The sequence below is a fragment of the Amycolatopsis sp. NPDC041971 genome (assembly GCF_055588925.1).
The window spans coordinates 1-18109 of the sequence record NZ_JBVJCE010000035.1 but is presented as its reverse complement, the minus strand read 5'-3'; the positions used below and the strand labels follow the sequence as shown (position 1 = coordinate 18109).

Here is an 18109-nt window from a genome sequence, read left to right as displayed (position 1 = left end):
TGTGTGCTGTTCCTCCCCCCGCCTGTTTTTTTTTTGTTTTTTTTTTTTTTTTCTCCCCCCCCCCCCCCCCCCCCCCCCCCCCCCACCACGGTGACCCAGGGTGCCCCTGCTGTCGTGCTGGGTGGCGTGTGACCGGGACGCCCCTCGACGATGTAGGTATCGGGACACTCAACGTCCCGATTCCTACATCGTCGACACCCGGCACGCGCTGAGCGGTCAACCCTCGCGCCGCGTCGGTCGGGTGGGTCGTGAGTGGCGTTTCGGGTTCGGGCGGGCTCTCTCTTAGGTACCTACTGTGTGACCTGCGGCGTTCCTTTGCCTGATGTCGGGTGTGGCAGTACATGAAGGACCCCTTCCTGTACCTAGGCGCAAGGAAGGGGGCCTTCATGTACTAGGGGAGTGTGAAGGTCGAGTTCCTCGGCTGAGCCGAGGGAAAGGGAGCCTTCACGCGCTGCCGTGACCGGTGGTGCTACTGAGGCTCAAGGCGGCGTTCCCGGACCCACCCGCAGCAGGTACCTAAAACACCCTTGGCCCTAACCCGAAATGCCACTCACGACCAACGTGCCGTGCCGGTCGTTTCGCGTGACGGGATGGACGACGCGGGTGAGCCGATGGACGACACATGCGCGGCCGGGCTACGCGGCGAGTCGTCCCTGTGGACACGCGTGTCGTCCATCCCGCCAAGTTCACGGACCGACCACCCGGCACGACACTTTGCTCAAGAGAACCGTCCTGGCCACTCGAGAGGCTCGGTCTTGTATCATGTACTTGATACAAGATGGCGGAGGTCGATCGTGCCGTTCGACAACATCGTGGCCGTTGCCCTGATCATGGGCCTGTTCGGGCTGGCGATCCTGGTTCTGCTGTGGCCGGGTGAAAAGCAGGGAGCGAGGGTGCTGCGGCGATGGGGCGTCGACGATCCTTCGCCGTCCGCCGTCGCCGAAGCCGTGCGCTATCTGCGCCGACGCCGGTTCTGGTATCCGTGGCTGTTCCTCGGGTTGCCGGTGCTGGCCGATCTCGCCGGGATCCGGGGTGACAGCACGTCTCTCTTCCTGGCCACGTTGCTCATCGGCGCGCTGGTCGCCGAGGTTCTGGCACAGCGGCCACCGAAGCGTGCGCGCCGCGAGGCCGGGTTGGACCGGCGTGCCGTGCGCGGGCTCGTTCCCGACTGGGGACTGGCTCTCTACGCGGTGGTCGTCGCTTCCGCGGTGGTCTGGCTCGTCGTCCATCGCTGGTGGACGTTGCTCGGGGTGGCCGTTGCCGTCTCCGTCGTGACCTGGCTGATCATCCTGCTCGCCGTGCGCCGACCGTCCACAAGGGACAGTTCGGCGGACGGCGCGCTGCGCGTCCGCAGCGCCCGGGTGGCCGCGGGGCTGGGGCTCGCCGCCACCGTGACGCTGGCGGTCCCGGAGGTGACGAACCTGGTTTCGTGGATCCTGGTGGTCGCCGGGCTCGCCGGCTGGTACCACCTCGCCCACCGATCGCGCGCGGAAACCGTCCGGTGCCGCTGAAGGTCGTCGTCGACACGGATCTCGGGATCGCGCCGTGGCGGCAGGTCCGGGATCAGCTCGTCCACTTGATCACCACCGGCGCGCTGGCGCCGGGCACCCGGTTGCCGCCCATCCGGCAGCTCGCCAGGGATCTGGCACTGGCTTCCGGCACGGTGGCGCGGGTTTACCGGGAGCTGGAAGAGGGCGGCTGGGTGGACACCGCGCGCGCCAAGGGCACGATCGTCGCCGAAAGCGCCGACCGGCCGGGCCAAGCGGCGCTGCTCAAAGCGGCGGCGGACGTGTACGCCCGCGCCGCCAGGGAACTCGGCGTCGATCGCGGCGCCGCGCTGGACGCCGCCGCCGCCGCGCTCGAATCACTCCAGTGACGTATCGCCGAAGTGTTCGAGCAGTAGCCGCAGGCCGCTGATCAGTTCGGCCCAGCGCGCCGGTTCCAGAGCTGGCAGAAGGCGGGCCTCGTTCTCCAGGTGGAGCTCGAAAACCTCGTCCACGACCTGACGTCCCTTGCCGGTCAACCGGATCTTGACCGAACGGCGGTCTTCGCTGTCGCGTACCCGCTCGACCAGGCCTTTGGTCTCCATGCGGTCGATGCGGTGAATCTGCTCGGCTACGGCTACATCGGCATCGTCACCACCGCGGTGGCCTATCCGCTGTGGTTCCGCGGCATCGACCGCCTCGCCCCGGCGTCGGTCTCGCTGCTGACGCTGGCCGACCCCCTCGTCGCCACGGCCGCCGGATTCCTGGTGCTCGGCGAGACCCCACCGGCTGGCAGCTCACCGGATTCGCCGTCGCCCTGACCGCCTTGACGCTCAGCCAAACCCTCAGGAGTCCCAGGTGACCGGCAGCTCGTGGACACCGTAGATGTCCATGTCGGTCTTGAGCTTGACCTCGTCGGCGGGGACGGCGAGCGCGAGAGCCGGGAAGCGGCGGAGCAGTCCCTCGAAACCCGCGCGCATCTCGATCCGCGCCAACTGCTGGCCGAGGCACTGGTGGACGCCGTGCCCGAAGGACAACAGGCCGCGGGCGTTGCGGTGCAGGTCCAAGGCGTCCGGGTTTTCGAAACGCCGCGGATCACGGTTGGCGGCCAGCAGCGAGACGATGACGGTCGATCCCGCGCGGATCGTTTCGCCACCGAGTTCCAGGTCTTCCGTGGCGTAGCGGAACAAGATGTCAGCGACGGACAGGTAGCGAAGCAGTTCCTCGACGGCGCCGGGCAGCAACTCCGCGTCGGCACGCAGTTCGGCCAGCTGTTCGGGGTGCTCCAGCAGCGCGAAGGTGCCCAGCGACAGCATGTTCGAGGTGGTCTCGTGGCCGGCGAGCAGCAGCAGGAAAGCAGCTCCCGCCAGCTCCTCGATGGTGAGGTCTTCGTGGCGGCCCAGATCGGACAGGATGTCGTCGCCGGGCGTCTCGCGTTTGCGTGTGACGAGTTCGGTGAGAAAGGTGTTCATTCCGACGAACGCGGCCGTCTTCTCCTCCAGCGTCTGGTCCCTGACCATGAGCTGGGCGGAGTCGGCCTGGAAGTTGTCCCGGTCCTCGTAGGGGACGCCGAGCAGTGCGCAGATCACCAGCGACGGCACCGGCAGCGCGAACTCCTTGACCAGGTCGACCGGCGGGACCAGCGCGGTCATCGCGTCCAGCTGCCGCTCGGTGATCTCGACGATGTGCGCTTCGAGCTGCTTCATCCGTTTGACGGTGAAGGCGCCGGTGAGCCGCTTGCGCAACCGGCCGTGGTCCGGCGGGTCCATGGCGACGAACATGCCCGGCATCGGCGGGGACGGTTCGGTCTGCTCGGGCATCCCCGAGGTCTCGTACGGCACGTGGAGGATGCCGATGTCCTGGCGCGAGCTGAACCGGGTGTCGGCCATCAGCCGCCGGACCTCGTCGTAGCCGGTGACGAGCCAGCCCTCGTGGCCGTCGGGGAAGACCATGGGACTCACCGGGCGGGCCTCGCGCAGCCGGGTGATCTCGCGGGGCGGGTCGAAGGGACCCGCGTCGCGCCGCATGGGGAGGCCCTGCGGGACGGGAACCGTCTGAGTCATCGCGTCGCCTTTCGTGGTGGTTGCGACGACCACGCTCACCGCGCGGCCTGACATCCGGCTGACACGGCGCTGACACCACCCGTGTCAGCGGCGTGGCGGGGGCGTGTCAGCGCGACCGCCCATGGTGATGACCATGAACGACACAGCGATCGCGGTCTCCGGACTGCGGAAGACCTTCGGTGAGAAGGTCGTGCTCGACGGTATCGACCTGGAAGTCCCCGCCGGCACCATTTTCTCCCTGCTCGGGCCGAACGGGGCGGGGAAGACGACGACGGTGAACCTGCTGACCACCTTGATGAAGGCCGACGGCGGGACGGCGAAGGTCGACGGCCACGACATCGTCACCGAAGCCAAGGCGGTGCGCGCGGCGATCGGGGTCACCGGCCAGTTCGCGGCGGTGGACGAGCTGCTGACGGGACAGGAGAACCTCCAGCTGATGGTGGACCTGAGCCGGGGCACGGCGGGCAAGCGGGTCGTGACCGACCTGCTGGAACGCTTCGACCTGATGGAATCGGCACGGAAACCGGCGTCGACCTACTCCGGCGGCATGCGCCGGAAACTGGATCTGGCGATGACGCTCGTCGGCGATCCGCGGATCATCTTCCTCGACGAGCCCACCACGGGACTGGACCCGCGCAGCCGTCGCACGATGTGGTCGATCACCCGCGAGCTGGTGGCCGGCGGCGTGACCGTCTTCCTCACCACCCAGTACCTCGAGGAAGCCGATCAGCTCGCCGACCGGATCGCGGTCCTCGACCAGGGCCGCCTGGTCGCCGACGGCACCCCCGACGAACTCAAACGCCAGATGCCCGGCACGCATGTCCGGCTCCGGTTCACCACCGTCGCCGAACTCGACGCGGCGGCGCAGCTCTTCCGCGGGGCCACCCGGGACGAGGAGGCACTCGCGCTGCGGATCCCCAGCGACGGCGGGACGAAATCGCTGCGCTCGCTGCTGGACCGGCTCGACGAATACTCGGTCAGCGCCGAGGAGTTCTCCGTCCACACCCCTGATCTCGATGACGTTTTCCTCGCCCTGACAGGCCACAACACGGAGGCAGTGCAGTGAAATCCCCCTCGACGGTGATGTTGCGCCGCAACTTCAAGCACCTCGTCCGGAACCCGACCTCGGTGTTCAACGCGATCTTGATGCCGGTCGTGATGATGCTGATGTTCGTGTACGTGTTCGGTGACGCGTTCAGCGTCGGCGTCGATTACGTCGACTACGCGACGCCGGGATTGATGCTGCTGGCCGTCTGCTACGGGCTCGGCGCGACCGCGACGGCGGTGAACTCCGACATGACCAAGGGCATCATCAACCGGTTCAAGGTCATGGACGTTTCCCGAGGCGCGGTGCTGACCGGGCATGTCATCGCCAGCGTGCTGACCAACCTGCTCGCCATCGCGGCGCTCACCGGAGTGGCCTTCCTGCTGGGCTTCTCCCCGGCGGCGGGCTTCCTCGAGTGGCTGGGCGTGGCGGGGATCGTCGTGCTGCTCGGTTTCGCGGCGGCCTGGCTCACCGTCGCGCTGGGGCTGGCGGCGAAATCCCCGGAAACCGCGGGGATGGCTTCGGTGCCGCTGGTCATGCTGCCGTTCTTCAGCAGCGCGATCGTTCCCGCGGAGAAGATGGGCCCCGGGCTCCGCGAGTTCGCGGAGTACCAGCCGTTCACTCCGATCATCGAGACCCTGCGTGGCCTTCTCAACGGGGCACCGGCCGCTGGCGACGTGTACCCCGCCCTCGGCTGGTGCGTCGGGATCGCACTCGCCGGATACCTGTGGGCGTCCTCGACGTTCAAGAAGCGAGCGTGACCTCGACCAGTCGCTTCCAGTCCGCTTTGGTGCCTTCTCGCGCCGCCTCCGCGAATTTCGCTTCGCCGAGGCGGCGCAGCACTGTCCGCTCGATCCGGGTCACGTCCGGATGGGATCGATCCGGCAGCCCGCGCAGTTCCTCGGCCGCTCCGAGCAGCCGCGCGGCCTGTTCGGGATCGTCCTGGCGCAGGGCCAGATCCGCGACGCCGACGAGCATGTGGGCGATCAGGGGAACGTGCCGCACCTCGGCGGCCGCCTGCCAGGCCGCTTCCCGGTGCGCACGGGATTCGTCGAGGTTGTCCGCGAAGTAGCCCTGAAGGTCGTGGCTGATGGCGCGAACGTGTCCCAGGCCTGCTTCGTCGCCCATCACGGTCGTCGCGAAGGAGAGTTGCTTCGCGGCTTCCTCGGTTTCACCGCGCCAGTGGGACAGTTCCGCCTGCGAAAGGGCGAACATGCCCAGCGCGCCCGGCCACGTGACCTGTTCCGAGTACCGCCGCGCTTCGGCCACGGCGGCCGCGCAGGCCTCCTCGTCGTCCATCAGCCAGTACAGCTGCGCCTGCCGCGACCGCAACCGGATGAGGTCCTCGACCGAACCGACCTCGGTCACGACCGTGACCGCCTCTTCGTAGTACTCGCAAGCGGTGGCGAACTCGCCGCGAGTGGCGATGCGGTCCGCCAATTCGGTCAGGGCGAACGAGATCCCGAACCGTTCGCCGAGCGCGCGGAACTCACCGAGCGCCCGCTCGAGATACTCGTCCGCCTCCCGGCCGGGATGGCCGAGCGTGATCCGCATCTTGCCGAGGTGCAGCCTGCCCAGCGCGCGGACCCACGCGCTTTCGTCCGTCAGCACCGGTTCCCACGCGGACAACGCTTCTTCACCGTTCAGCATGCGTTCCAGTGGGACGACGAGCCCGAGCAGCGGATGCTTCGACTCGCTGTGCAGGCTCAGCCGGTACGACTCGTGGATCCACTTCGCCGCGGTGTGCTCGTCGGCGAAACCGGAACTCACGAACAGCGAGACGAGCCCGTAGACCACGGCCGCGACGTCGTCCGGCACCTCACCCGGCGTTTTGACGGCCGCGCTGACCAGTTCCATGCCTTCCGCGCGGTGCCCGCTGAGCCACCAGTACCAGCCGCACGCCGCCGCGAGCCGCATCGCCTCCGGTGCCTCGCCCGCCGTGAGGGCGCCGCGCATCGCGGACGTGATGTTGTCGTGTTCGGCTTTGAGCTTGGCGAGCCAATCGAGTTGTTCGGCGCGACGGAGCATCGGCTCCGCCGTCTCGGCGAGTTCGGTGAAACAGGCGAGATGCGCGTGGCGTGCCACCACCGTTTCGCCGGCCTCGGCGAGCCGTTGCGCGGCGTACTCCTTGATCGTGCCGAGCATCCGGTAGCGCGGCGCTCCGTCGCGCGCGGCGACCAGCAGCGACTTCTCGGTCAGCGCGGTGAGCAACTCGAGGACTTCGTACTGCTCGACGGCCTCGCTGACGCAGACCTGTTCGGCCGCCTCCAGGCTCGCCCCGCCCGAAAACACCGAAAGGCGGCACAGGACGGTCCGCTCGGCGTCGCTCAGCAGCTCCCAGCTCCAGTCGACCATGGCGCGCAACGTCCGGTGCCGGGGCAGCGCCGTCCGGCTGCCGCCGGTCAGCAGGCGGAACCGGTCGTCGAGCCGGTTCGCGAGCTGGTCGATGGACATGGTGCGCAGCCTGGCCGCGGCCAGTTCGATCGCCAGCGGCATCCCGTCCAGTACCCGGCAAACCCGCGCCATCGTGGCCAAAGTGGCTTTGTCGGCCACGAAATCCTTGCGCACGGCGCTCGCCCTGTCCCGCAGCAACCGGACGGCGGGGGAGGATTCGATCTCGCCGGGGCCGGCGTGCCGGTCCGGTACGGCCAGCGGCACGACATGCCACAACGTCTCACCGGTGATACCGAGCGGTTCCCGGCTCGTCGCCAGTATCCGCAGACGGCGGCATTCCCCGAGTACCCGATGGGCGAAGGCCGCGGCCGCCTCGATCACGTGCTCGCAGTTGTCGAGGATCAGCAGGACTTCGCGCTCGCGGATCGCGGCGATGATCCGTTCGACGGGTTCGGCGCTCGTCGAGTCACCGAGCAGCGCGTCCCGAAGGCCGAGCGCGGCGAGCGTCGCCTGAGCGATATCCCCGCCTGAGTCGATGGCCGCGAGTTCCACCAGCCACGCCCCGTCCGGCAGATCGCCGAGCAGAGTACGCGCGGTTTCCGTGGCCAGCCTGGTCTTTCCCGAACCGCCGGGCCCGATCAGTGTGGTGAGCCGGTGCTCGGCGACGAGTTCGCGGACCTTCGCGACATCGGTGTCCTTGCCGACGAAGCTGGTCAGCTCGGCACGCACGTTGGTCTTGCGGTTCTCTTCGCGCCGTCCCAGTTCACCCCGCAGCAGCGCGACGTGCACCGCGGACAGCTCGGGCGAGGGATCGACGCCCAGCGCGTCGGCCAAGGCTTCCCGGGTGCGCTGGTACACGAGCAGTGCCTCGGTGTCGCGGCCCGTCGCCGCGAGTGCCCGCATCAGCGCGGCGACGAGCCGCTCCCGCAGCGGATGCGCGGACACCAGATCGGTGAGTTCGGTGACCAGTTTCGCGCCGTGGCCGAGGTCGAGTTCCGCGTCGAACCGATCCTCCAACGCCGTCAGGCGAAGCCCTTCGAGCCGGGTGACCGCGGCGTCGAAAGCGCCGCTTTCCTGCAGGCCGACGTCCTGCATGGCCGCGCCGCGCCACAGGTCGAGGGCCTCGCGCAGCCGCTTCGGCTCCTCGTCGCCGCGGGCGCCCTCGACGAGACGCTCGAACCGCACGGCGTCGACGTCGTCGGGGGTCACCTTCAGCCGGTAGCCGTCCGTCTGGCCCTCGACGACCCCTTCCGGCAGCACCTTCCGCAGCCGGGAAACCAAGCGCTGCAAGGCGTTCGTCGCGTCGGCGGGCGGCTGTTCACCCCAGATCCAGTCGACGAGGGTCGCTTTCGGGACCACCCGCCCCGGTTCGAGCGCGAGGGCGATCAGCAACCCGCGCAGCCGGGCGCCCGGCACGTCGGCGAGACCGCCGTCGTCCGCGCGTACCTCGAAGGGGCCCAGCATCCCGATCCGCATTGGGCCGATTTTGCCACGGGTGATCAGGGCTCTTACGACTCGCCGCTGATCCTCGCCGAGCCGATCGAGGCCGCGGTGATCGCCCTGGCGGCGGTCTGCGTCGACGAACCGGAGTTCAGGCCGGTGAGCGAAGCCCGGTCGAGGGCGTGCACGACGAACTCGTAGGTGTTCACGGTGGAGGGCGAACACGGTCCCTGGTAGCCGTAGAGGCTCGCGCTCCCGCGGTAGTAGACCTGCCTGGAGCCGGCGGGAACCGGGGGCCGGTACACGTGCTGGACGTTCTGGGGGAGCGAGGCCGTGCCCGCCGGGATGTCGTAGATGACCCAGTGGATGAGGTTGGCGTTGTCGAGGTCGCGCATGACGATCGCGTAGCTCTTGGCCGCGGCGGGAGCCCCCGACCAGGCCAACGGCGGCGACTCGTTCTTCTTGGCCGGGTCGTTGCCGCCGCCGCTGGTGCACTCGTGGACCTTGGGCATGAGGCCACCGTCGGCGAACGCGGTACTGGTCAGGGTGAACGCGTTCTGTGTCGTCGATGCCGTCGATGCCGACGGCGAAAGGACAGCGGCGCCGATGGCGAACAAGGCGCAGAACAAGATTCTCGTTGCTCTCATCGGAGACTCCCGAGGCGTTGTGGTTCCCGTGCGCCCGCTTCAGCGTAGGCAGCCGGGAAAGCGGCGGCTAGCGCACTTTCCCGGCCGATCGAGGTGTTTTCGCGGGATCCTGCTCGCCTTACGCGCGAGTTCGACCAGCCGGCCACGCGCGCGACGAAGTGGCTCAACCGTTCGGCTGCTTCTCGACGACCCTGCGACGGCGGGTGCGCGCGACACCGATCCACAGCAGCACCGAAACGACGGCACCCGGCGCCGCCGTCAGGTACACCGGCCACGCGCGGAAACCCGACACCCACAGCATCGCGGCCAGGCCGAGGGTGATCAACGTCCAGATCAAGGCGATACCGCCCCCTTTGCGCCTCCAGCGGGCGGCGAGGGCAGTCATCCTGTTCCTTACTCGGCTCACACCGGTAAGTACCCACTCTTCGCCTGGTCAACCCAGAAAAATCGCGAGCGGAGGCCGCGGGTGATCATCGCCTCTCTTCCCGGCTCGACGCCGACCTCTGATCCGGCGTATACGGATCGTCACTAGCCGCCCCGCTGCCCACGCTGGCGGGAATGGCCTGAGCCCGGACGTGAAGGAATTTCCCCGAATTGCCGAGGGAACGAGCCGGTGTAACCCTGGTCATACCGGACGACACCACCACCACGAAGTACAGGAGTCGTTATGACCACCACCGAAATGCCCGCTGTCCACGAATGCACGGTCAGCGGCTGTTCGTACAACCACGACGGCTGTCACGCTTTCGCCATCACGGTCGGTGGCGGCAACGGATCGGCCGATTGCGGAACGTTCGTCCCGCTCAACACCAAGGGCGGACTCGATCGAGTGACCGCTCAGGTGGGTGCCTGCTCCCGATCCGACTGCCGCCACAACTCCGCGCTGGAATGCACCGCATCGAGTGTCCGGGTGGGACCGGGTGAAGGCGACCACGCCGCCAACTGCCTGACCTACGCCCCATAACCGCACTTGTGGGTGAAGGCTCCTTCTATCGGCTCGACCCGATAGAAGGAGCCTTCACGCGCTTGCCTCAACCGTTGGAGAAGAAATAAGGCCGCATGTTCTCGCAGGGGCACTTGGGCATCCCGGTCCCGTTCCGGCGGCCAACGTGTCTGCCCGATCAGCTCCCGGCCTGGGCGCAGCTCGCCGCGTCGGTGCCGAGTACCGGGTCGGTCACCGGGCGGCCGGCGATCGGGATGGTCTTCTGAGTGGTCAGCGCGCCGTCGCGAAGGGTGTAAACGGTGCGGGTGCCCGAGTAGGTGAGCGGGTCGGCGCCCACGTTGTCGGCTTCGGCGGCGACGGTCTCGAAAGTGCGGCCGCCGCCGTCGACCGGGGTGCACTGGTAGCCGAGGTGGGCGGCGACGCCGCCGCCTTCGGCGACCGACATCGGCTTGCTGTCGTTGTCGACGACCTGGCCGAGGTTGCGGCCGTCGTAGTGCAGGGCGGTGAAGAACGTGGTGTTGGCGCCGATGGACTGGGTGACGATCAGTTCGGCGCGGCCGTCGCCGTTGAGGTCGGTCACGCGCGGTGCCTCGAGCGGGAAGGCGCGGTCGGCGCCGAGGTGGATCGAGGTGAACGTGCCGTGCACGGTGGCGGAGATGACCTGGTCGTTCTCGCCGGTGAGCTGGGCGGTGACGGTCTCGATCTCGCCGTCGCCGTCGAGATCGGCGACAGTGGTGACCGGGTCGGTGGACCGCGCGGCCAGCGGGTCGCTCAGCGGGGAGGCCAGTGCCGGGACGACGGCGGCCAGGCTCAGTGCCGCGGCGACGCCGGTGATGGTGGCGGTGCGGATGATGCCGGTGTGCTTCATGATGCTCTCCCTCCGACGCTTCCGGTGAACTCTTCGCCGAAAGTGTGCTCATTAAGGGAGACGGTCGCGGATCATGGACGTGCAGTGAGAGTGTGATGTGCCACACGGACGCAACCCGGGTCGCCCGCCCCCGAGGGAGCGGGCCGTCCGGTTCAGCCGATCTTCCACAACTGGAGCGCGGAGCCCGTGTCGGCCCGTCGCGTGACGGCGGCACCGTCTGAAGTGGACGCTGTCGTCAGCAGCAGGCCGGAACGGACGCTCGTGATCTTGTAGCTGCCGTGGGGCTGTTTCGCCGCTGTCCAGCGCTGATCGGCCCCGTCGGTGCACGTCCATTGGATGACGCGGGCGCCCGCGGTGGTGGCGCCCCGCCTTCGACGTCGGCGCACAGTTTCGAATGCGTGTTCGACACGGTGTAGGAACCATCGGACTCCCTGGTGAACAGCCGTTTCTGGTTGGCGCCCCGGTTCGGCATCCCCGTGACAAGAGGGGGTACCGGTAATCTCGGCCAGGCGTGACGTCTTGCCGGAAAGGCCGAGTGCCAGCCCGCTGTAGCGATTCATCGGCCGGAACGTTTCTTTGTCCACAGTGGACGGGATGATGAACCACTGCTGCCCGACCTCGCCCAACGGCACCACCGGAGTCTCCGGTGTACGTAACCGAGTTCCACGTAGGCGTCCACGGCGCTGCCGTCGAAGTCGACGGACGCGTGGTCCCACGACGGGCAGGGCGCCATGTTGCAACCCGACTCCCAGGCACACCAGACCCAGCCGTCGGTGTACGGCGGACGGTGCGAAGTAGCGCATCCAGGTCCGGTAACCCATCCCCGCATCCTTGCCCCGAGTTGCCCTCTGAATTCGTAACCCTCGAACGCCATTACCCCGGATTCCTCAGTCATCGGGCCGGGGCCCCCGCGGCGGGTCGAAGTTCCGGTATACGTGGAAGGGACAGCACCGTCGGGGAGGACGACATGGTGCTTCACGCAAGGGGGATATAAATGTTCGACGCACGTATTGTCGCCGATCAAGTCAGTCCGGTCGCCAAGCCGAAGATCAGAATCCTGTTCTACACGGATCTGGTGGGATTCACCGGTAACGGCGGCTTCTCATTGGGTATCGTCCGCGATCTGCTCTTGGCGAACCAGCCTTTCTTCGCCGAGTTCGAGATCGATTTGATCAATCGGCACGAGGGCGGGCACGCCGCCAGGAAACTCACTTCCGAGGTTCTCGGCGGATACGAGCAGGTGTGGTTCTTCGGCATCCTGCAGTCCAATATGCCCGGGGAGCCGGAAAACGAACTCGTGGACGCGGAGGTCGCCGCGCTGCGGTCCTGGATGGACGCCGGTGGCGGCGTGCTCATCTCCGGTGACCATTCGAATCCGCGCCCGCCGGGTGCGGATCCGTCACTGCCCGAATACCTGAACCTGGGGCGGGCGCTGGGACACCGGGTCCCGCGCGCGGGTGAGCTGCGGGAGTGGAACGACCGGCCGGACGCGAGTATCGAGTTCAGCCACAACACCCACCAGCCGGACCCGTGGGGAAGCGACCTCAACAACCCGATCCCGAACGATCTCGACCCATACCCGCAGGAACTGATCCTGCGGAAAAAGTTCGGCAGACCGCATCCGTTGTTCCAGGGCAGACGGGGACCGATCACCGTCTTCCCGGACCACATGCACGAAGGGCAGCTGCTCATTCCCGAGCGGTACCCGTCGGACGTGTGGCCGTCGGGACCCGCGGGCCGGCCGAAGCCCGAGATCGTCGCGCACGGCACCGACAAACGCGACGGGCAGGTCTACGGCGTGTCCAGCGTGTACGACGGTGCGGCCGCCGGGGTCGGGCGGATCGTCGCCGACGCCACGTGGCATCACTACTTCGACCTCAACCTGTGGGGGTTCGAGAAAGGCGGTGAGGTGCTCGACCGCCTCACCGAGTTCTACGTGAACCTCACGCTGTGGTTGACGCCGAAGCCGGTCAAGGTGGAGGTGAACGCGCAGCTGCTGCACTGGCTTTCCCACAACCTGAGCGTCCGCGCGGTGTTGCCGGAGGGGCTCCGGGTGCCGGGGATCACCGCGGCGGGCCTGATCCGCGAGGTCGGCGGGCAGGCCGTGCTCGACGATCTCGTCTGGCCGCTGGAAGGAGCGCCGGTGGTGCCGGCGGAGCTGCTGCTGGGGGCCGTCGTCAAGGAGTCCGTCGCCGCGTTGAGCGGCGGGGACGTCGAGGGGTTCGACACCTTGGGCGTCATCGAACGGGGTCTGCGTGCCGGGGCCGAGGAGTACGCCGCCGAGCTGCGAGCAGCGCTCGGTGACGTCGAAGGTCTGGGCGAGTTGATTTCGCAGGGACTCCGCTGACCTAGCGGACCGGAAGTACATGATGGCCCCCTTCCTTGCGCCAGGCGCAAGGAAGGGGGCCATCATGTACTGGGGAAGGGTCCTTCACGCGTTGCCGTCCACTTCGGGCTTGAGGCCGAGTGCGAGGTGGAGCTGGCGCGCCCACCAGCGCACCTGGGCGGCCGAGTCGTCCGCGGCGGCTCCGGCGATCCCGGCGCTACGCCGGAAATCGCTTCCGTACAGGGTCTCCGTGGCCATCGCCTGATGCAGGGCGGCGACGGCGAGGCGGGTGTCGTCGAGCGAACCGCCGGGCGGCCGAAGCCGGTGGAGGGCATCGACGACGGGGTCGAGCATTCCGCTGCCCGGGTCGCGCCATCCCGCCGCGTGCAGGGCCACCGCGAGTTCGCCGTAGCCGCGCCGGTACAGAGCGTGCAGGGCCTCGACGAGCTCGAGCAGGTCGGCGTCGTGGTCCAGCCAGCTCGCGAGGAGATCCCGAAACGCGTCGCGAAGGCGGCGGCCGCCGTGCCGGAGGAGTTCGGCGAGCAGCTTGTCGCGGTTGCCGAAGTGATGCGCGACGCCGGCGTCGGTCATGCCCACCCGTGCGGCCACGGCGCGCATTTGGACGGCGGCGACGCCGGACTCGCTGAGCAGCGAAGCCGCCGCGTCGAGGATCAGCCGCCGGGCCTCCTCGGGAGTCCGTCGTGCTCGGGGTGTCGTCACGATCGGCATCATACCTTGATGTGCCAAGGTAGCTGCGTTACCTTGATAGGCCAAGGTAACTGGGAGGCCGCCATGATCACCAACGAAATCCGTCTTGAGCTGGGTGAAGTCACCCTGTGGGGCACGGTGACGGGCGCCGGTCCGACGATCCTGCTGCTCCACGCGGGCGGCGAACGTCGCGAGGTCTGGACGCCGGTCGCCGCGGTATTCGCTCGGCGAGGCCTCCGGTCGGTGGCCTTCGACCTGCGTGGTCACGGGGACAGTTCCGGTCAGGCGACCACGCTCCGGGCCCTGGCCGACGACGTGGCCGCGATGGTCCGAAGCCAGCCCGCGCCGATCGTCCTCGCGGGCGCCTCGGTCGGTGGGCTGGCCGCTATCGCCGCTCTCGCGGACCCTGCCGTCGCGAAGCGGGCGGCCGGACTCGTGCTCGTCGACGTCGTACCCGACATCGAGCCGGCGCGGGCGCGCTCGTGGCTCGACTTCCACGGACTCACCGGCCGCTACACCCGGCTCGTGGAGGACGTCCTCGGCTCGGGTCCCGCCCTGCTCGCCACGGCCGGCGCCTTGGACATGCCCATTCTCGTGGTGCACGGCGGACAGGGGTCGCCCCTGGGGGAAGCCGATGTGCGCCGTCTGCACGCGGCCAACCGGCGGGTCACCGTCGCCCGGGTTCCGGCGGCGGGTCACCTTGTCGCGAGGGACGCGCCGGAAGAGCTCGCGGGCCTCGTCTCGGAGTGGCTCTGTGGCATCCGTCACGGGACGGTATCGGCACCTGTGCCGGGCGGGCAAGATCTGCGATAGCGCGGTCGCGGCGCAGGTGAACGACAAGTCGCGCACTCGGCGCTACCAGTTGGTAACTTATTGTCGGGGCATCGAAAACCCCATAAGAGACGGCCATGTCGCGCTGCCTACAATGTCGGGCATGACCTACAGCGAACCAGCGCGATCAGCTGCCCCCCGCACCGGATCGCCGGCGTCCGCCTCCTCCTCGGCCGTGTTGGCGAGGGGAATCACCATTTATGGATGCGGACAGGACGAGGCCGTCCTGTTCCGCGAGATGGCACCTCGTTTCGGCATGCTGCCGACCATTGTCAAGGAACCGGTATCCGAGACCAATATCGGGCTGGTCTCCGGAAACAGGTGCATCAGCATCGGTCATAAGACCAAGGTCACGAATTCCATTCTTCTCTCGCTCAGCGAAGCGGGCGTGAAATACATCTCCACGCGGAGCATCGGCTTCAACCACATCGATGTGGAATACGCGGCGAGTGTCGGTATCACCGTCGGCAACGTCGCCTACTCGCCCGACAGCGTCGCCGACTTCACGCTCATGCTGATGCTGATGGCCGTGCGGAACGCCAAGTCCATCGTCCTCCGCACCGAGGTCCACGACTACCGGCTGGACGCGGTGCGCGGGAAAGAGTTGCGCGATCTGACCGTCGGGGTGGTCGGGACCGGGCGTATCGGTATCGCGGTCCTCGACCGGCTGCGTGGTTTCGGCTGCCGGGTGCTGGCCTACGACACGGTCCTCGCCGCCTCGGCCGAGTACGTCCCGCTCGACGAATTGCTCGAGCAGAGCGACATCGTGACGCTCCATGTGCCGCTCAATACGGATACATATCATCTTCTCGACCGGGAGAACATCGGTCGGATGAAGGACGGCGCGTACATCATCAACACCGGACGTGGTCCGCTCATCGAAACCGAAGCCCTCATTTCGGCATTGGAAAGCGGCAAACTGGGCGGCGCGGCGCTGGATGTCCTCGAAGGTGAGGAAGGGATCTTCTACGCCGACTGCCGGAACAAGCCCATAGCGAGCAAGACGTTGCTGCGGTTGGAAAAACTGTCGAACGTCCTCATCAGTCCGCATACCGCCTATTACACGGACCATGCGCTGAGTGACACTGTCGAAAACTCCATCATCAATTGTCTCCAATTCGAAAGTGGGAAGTAGTATGGGTAGGCTGAAAATCGGAATTCTGTTCGGCGGGCTTTCCGAAGAACATCCTATCTCCATCAAATCTGCGCGCGAGGTACAGAAGAACCTCGACCTCGAGAAGTACGAGCCGTACTACATCGGGATCACCCAGAGCGGTTCCTGGATGCTCTGCGACGGCCCCGCCGAGGATTGGGAGAGCGGAAACGTCCGTCCGGCGGTGCTGTCGCCGGACCGTGGTGTGCACGGGCTGCTCGTCCTCGACGAGGGCAAGTACGAGACGATCGCCCTCGATGTGGTGCTGCCGGTCCTGCACGGCAAGTTCGGCGAAGACGGCGCCATGCAGGGTCTGCTGGAGATCTCCGGCGTCCCCTACGTCGGCTGCGACCTCCCGAGTTCGGTGATGTGCATCGACAAGGCCCTCACCTATTCCGTCGTCCGCGGCGAGGGGATCGCGACGCCGAACTTCTACATCGTCACGCCGGACAACGACGTCGACCCGGACCAGCTGAACTACCCGGTCTTCGTGAAGCCCGCCCGCTCCGGTTCTGCGTTCGGCGTCAGCAAGGTCTCGGCGAAGGAAGAGCTACCCGCCGCGCTGGCGGAGGCGCGCCAGTACGACGCGAAGGTCCTGATCGAAGAGGCCGTCATCGGCAGCGAGATCGGCTGCTCGATCCTCGGCAACGACGAGGACCTGTTCGCGGGCGAGGTCGACCGGGTCGCGCTGACCCACGGCTTCTTCAAGATCCACCAGGAGAAGAGCCCCGAGACCGGCTCCGAGAACTCGAGCTTCATCGTCCCGGCCGACATTCCGGACGAGTCGCGTGACCTTGTCCAGGAAACGGCCAAGGTCATCTACCGTGCCCTGGGCTGCCGCGGGCTCGCGCGGGTGGACCTGTTCCTCAAGGAGGACGGGAGCGTGGTGCTCAACGAGGTCAACACCCTCCCCGGCCTGACCTCGTACAGCCGTTACCCGCGCATGATGGCCGCCGCCGGCCTCTCGCTCGGCGACGTCATCGACCGGCTGGTGAAGCTGACCCTGGCGGGCCGTGCCGAATGAAGGATGATTTCGTCTTCGTGGACGAGGTCGTCTCCGGAATTCGCTGGGACGCCAAGTACGCCACGTGGGACAACTTCACCGGCAAGCCGGTGGACGGGTACCTGGTGAACCGGATCGCCGGCACGCGGGCGTTCTGCGCGGCGCTGGAGAAGGCGCGGGACAGGGCCGAGGAGCTCGGCTTCGGTCTGCTCCTTTGGGACGGCTACCGTCCGCAGCGCGCCGTGGACCGCTTCATGCGCTGGGCGGAAGAGCCCGAAGACGGCCGGAAAAAGTCCAGGCACTACCCGAACATCGATCGACCCCAGATGTTCGAACAGGGTTACGTGGCCACCAAGTCGGGCCACAGCCGGGGCAGCACGGTGGACCTGACGCTGTATCACCTGGGCACCGGTGAGCTCGCCGAGATGGGTGGCGACCACGACCTGATGGACGTCGTCTCGCATCACGGGGCGGCGGGGATCACGGAAGATGCGATGAAGAACCGTGAACACCTCCGCGCTGTCATGGAGGGTTCGGGTTTCAACGCGTACGAGTGCGAGTGGTGGCACTACAGCCTGAAGGACGAGCCGTACCCGGACACCTATTTCGATTTCCCCATCGAGTAGGGGAGCCGGTCGGCGATCAGGACGATGCCGCGGGTGCCGTAGCCGGCGCCCGCGGCATTTTCATGTCCGTCGCGGCGGGGCGCCGGGCGCGCGGGCGGTTGTCGTCGGCCGATGAGGCAGCCGGCCACGCCAGGTGGGGGTGCGGCGAGGAAGCCTCGTGAACGACTGTCCAAGTACGCGGTTGGACGCGGAGTTCGCGGCCTCGTGGGCGTGGTGGGGTGGTGGGTCACCGGGGTCGTGAGTGGCGTTTCGGGCTAGAACCCGAATTGCCACTCACGACCACCTGGACCGACGCGGTACGAGGGTTGACCGCTCAGCGCGTGCCGGGTGTCGACGATGGAGGTATCGGGACGTTGAGTGTCCCGATACCTGCATCGTCGAGGGGGCGTTCCGGTCTCGGTGCTTGATCAACGGCGGATCCCGGACGCTCAACGTGCGGAACCCTCCCCGCTCACACCCGCCCAGCACGAACGCCCTGGGTCCAGGTGGTGGGGGGGGGGGGGGGGGGGGGGGGGGGGGGGGGGGGGGGGGGGGGGTGGATCGGGGTCACCGCGGCGGCGCTCGGCGAGGGGCTGCCT

At 67.7% G+C, this 18109-nt stretch carries 19 protein-coding genes; 11 read left to right on the top strand and 8 right to left on the bottom strand.

The window, feature by feature from the left end:
• The first annotated feature begins 794 nt into the window (after positions 1-794).
• Complete coding sequence (locus ACZ6DT_RS39690) at positions 795-1511, top strand: hypothetical protein (RefSeq protein WP_465605075.1); 717 nt, start codon at positions 795-797, stop codon at positions 1509-1511.
• Positions 1502-1876 carry a GntR family transcriptional regulator gene (locus ACZ6DT_RS39685; protein ID WP_465605072.1) on the top strand — a complete coding sequence of 125 codons (375 nt, stop codon included), beginning with the start codon at positions 1502-1504 and terminating at the stop codon, positions 1874-1876. Before ACZ6DT_RS39690 ends, ACZ6DT_RS39685 begins: the two co-directional genes overlap by 10 nt.
• On the opposite strand, the gene ACZ6DT_RS39680 is transcribed toward ACZ6DT_RS39685, so the two are convergent.
• Positions 1865-2089 carry a MarR family winged helix-turn-helix transcriptional regulator gene (locus tag ACZ6DT_RS39680; RefSeq protein WP_465605069.1) on the bottom strand — a complete coding sequence of 75 codons (225 nt, stop codon included), beginning with the start codon at positions 2087-2089 and terminating at the stop codon, positions 1865-1867. The two genes, ACZ6DT_RS39685 and ACZ6DT_RS39680, sit on opposite strands and share 12 nt — an antisense overlap.
• Positions 2090-2101: 12 nt before the next feature.
• Here ACZ6DT_RS39680 and ACZ6DT_RS39675 point away from each other — a divergent pair, with 12 nt between their 5' ends.
• Entirely contained in the window at positions 2102-2305 is a 204-nt protein-coding gene (locus ACZ6DT_RS39675) for an EamA family transporter (RefSeq protein WP_465605067.1), read from the top strand.
• Positions 2306-2329: 24 nt separating this feature from the next.
• On the opposite strand, the gene ACZ6DT_RS39670 is transcribed toward ACZ6DT_RS39675, so the two are convergent.
• On the bottom strand, positions 2330-3547 hold the full coding sequence (locus ACZ6DT_RS39670) for a cytochrome P450 (protein ID WP_465605064.1): 1218 nt from the start codon (positions 3545-3547) through the stop codon (positions 2330-2332).
• 133 nt (positions 3548-3680) lie between these two features.
• Here ACZ6DT_RS39670 and ACZ6DT_RS39665 point away from each other — a divergent pair, with 133 nt between their 5' ends.
• Together ACZ6DT_RS39665 and ACZ6DT_RS39660 are read left to right on the top strand one after the other, a co-directional pair.
• Positions 3681-4613: an ATP-binding cassette domain-containing protein gene (locus ACZ6DT_RS39665; protein WP_465605061.1), complete on the top strand. Its 933-nt coding sequence runs from the start codon at positions 3681-3683 to the stop codon at positions 4611-4613.
• A 17-nt stretch (positions 4614-4630) separates the two neighbouring features.
• Positions 4631-5353 (top strand): ABC transporter permease, encoded by a 723-nt coding sequence (locus ACZ6DT_RS39660; RefSeq protein ID WP_465605095.1) that lies wholly within the window; start codon positions 4631-4633, stop codon positions 5351-5353.
• On the opposite strand, the gene ACZ6DT_RS39655 is transcribed toward ACZ6DT_RS39660, so the two are convergent.
• From ACZ6DT_RS39655 to ACZ6DT_RS39645, 3 genes are all read right to left on the bottom strand, one after another.
• Positions 5337-8462, bottom strand: a complete 3126-nt coding sequence (locus ACZ6DT_RS39655; RefSeq protein ID WP_465605058.1) for an AfsR/SARP family transcriptional regulator — start codon at positions 8460-8462, stop codon at positions 5337-5339. The genes ACZ6DT_RS39660 and ACZ6DT_RS39655 overlap by 17 nt on opposite strands.
• Positions 8463-8494: 32 nt before the next feature.
• On the bottom strand, positions 8495-9073 hold the full coding sequence (locus ACZ6DT_RS39650) for a YbhB/YbcL family Raf kinase inhibitor-like protein (RefSeq protein WP_465605056.1): 579 nt from the start codon (positions 9071-9073) through the stop codon (positions 8495-8497).
• A gap of 163 nt (positions 9074-9236) precedes the next feature.
• Positions 9237-9458 (bottom strand): hypothetical protein, encoded by a 222-nt coding sequence (locus ACZ6DT_RS39645; protein WP_465605054.1) that lies wholly within the window; start codon positions 9456-9458, stop codon positions 9237-9239.
• A 282-nt stretch (positions 9459-9740) separates the two neighbouring features.
• Here ACZ6DT_RS39645 and ACZ6DT_RS39640 point away from each other — a divergent pair, with 282 nt between their 5' ends.
• Positions 9741-10037: a DUF1540 domain-containing protein gene (locus ACZ6DT_RS39640; protein WP_016331847.1), complete on the top strand. Its 297-nt coding sequence runs from the start codon at positions 9741-9743 to the stop codon at positions 10035-10037.
• A gap of 157 nt (positions 10038-10194) precedes the next feature.
• On the opposite strand, the gene ACZ6DT_RS39635 is transcribed toward ACZ6DT_RS39640, so the two are convergent.
• Positions 10195-10884, bottom strand: a complete 690-nt coding sequence (locus tag ACZ6DT_RS39635) for a VCBS repeat-containing protein (RefSeq protein ID WP_465605051.1) — start codon at positions 10882-10884, stop codon at positions 10195-10197.
• 152 nt (positions 10885-11036) lie between these two features.
• Positions 11037-11270 (bottom strand): RICIN domain-containing protein, encoded by a 234-nt coding sequence (locus ACZ6DT_RS39630; RefSeq protein WP_465605049.1) that lies wholly within the window; start codon positions 11268-11270, stop codon positions 11037-11039.
• Positions 11271-11878: 608 nt separating this feature from the next.
• Between ACZ6DT_RS39630 and ACZ6DT_RS39625 the strand changes: the two genes are divergently transcribed.
• On the top strand, positions 11879-13231 hold the full coding sequence (locus ACZ6DT_RS39625) for a hypothetical protein (RefSeq protein ID WP_465605046.1): 1353 nt from the start codon (positions 11879-11881) through the stop codon (positions 13229-13231).
• A gap of 84 nt (positions 13232-13315) precedes the next feature.
• On the opposite strand, the gene ACZ6DT_RS39620 is transcribed toward ACZ6DT_RS39625, so the two are convergent.
• Complete coding sequence (locus tag ACZ6DT_RS39620) at positions 13316-13930, bottom strand: TetR/AcrR family transcriptional regulator (RefSeq protein WP_465605043.1); 615 nt, start codon at positions 13928-13930, stop codon at positions 13316-13318.
• A 72-nt stretch (positions 13931-14002) separates the two neighbouring features.
• On the opposite strand from ACZ6DT_RS39620, the gene ACZ6DT_RS39615 reads away from it, so the two are divergent.
• From ACZ6DT_RS39615 to vanX, 4 genes are all read left to right on the top strand, one after another.
• Positions 14003-14731: an alpha/beta fold hydrolase gene (locus ACZ6DT_RS39615; protein ID WP_465605041.1), complete on the top strand. Its 729-nt coding sequence runs from the start codon at positions 14003-14005 to the stop codon at positions 14729-14731.
• Between the two features lie 121 nt (positions 14732-14852).
• A complete protein-coding gene (vanH, locus tag ACZ6DT_RS39610) occupies positions 14853-15884 on the top strand; it encodes a VanH-AOV family D-lactate dehydrogenase (protein WP_465605039.1) in 1032 nt (343 codons plus the stop codon).
• Position 15885: 1 nt separating this feature from the next.
• Positions 15886-16926: a D-alanine--(R)-lactate ligase VanA-Ao2 gene (gene vanA-Ao2, locus ACZ6DT_RS39605; RefSeq protein ID WP_465605036.1), complete on the top strand. Its 1041-nt coding sequence runs from the start codon at positions 15886-15888 to the stop codon at positions 16924-16926.
• Positions 16923-17531 carry a D-Ala-D-Ala dipeptidase VanX gene (vanX, locus tag ACZ6DT_RS39600; RefSeq protein WP_465605033.1) on the top strand — a complete coding sequence of 203 codons (609 nt, stop codon included), beginning with the start codon at positions 16923-16925 and terminating at the stop codon, positions 17529-17531. The genes vanA-Ao2 and vanX overlap by 4 nt, the downstream gene beginning before the upstream one ends.
• The last annotated feature ends 578 nt before the right edge of the window (positions 17532-18109 follow it).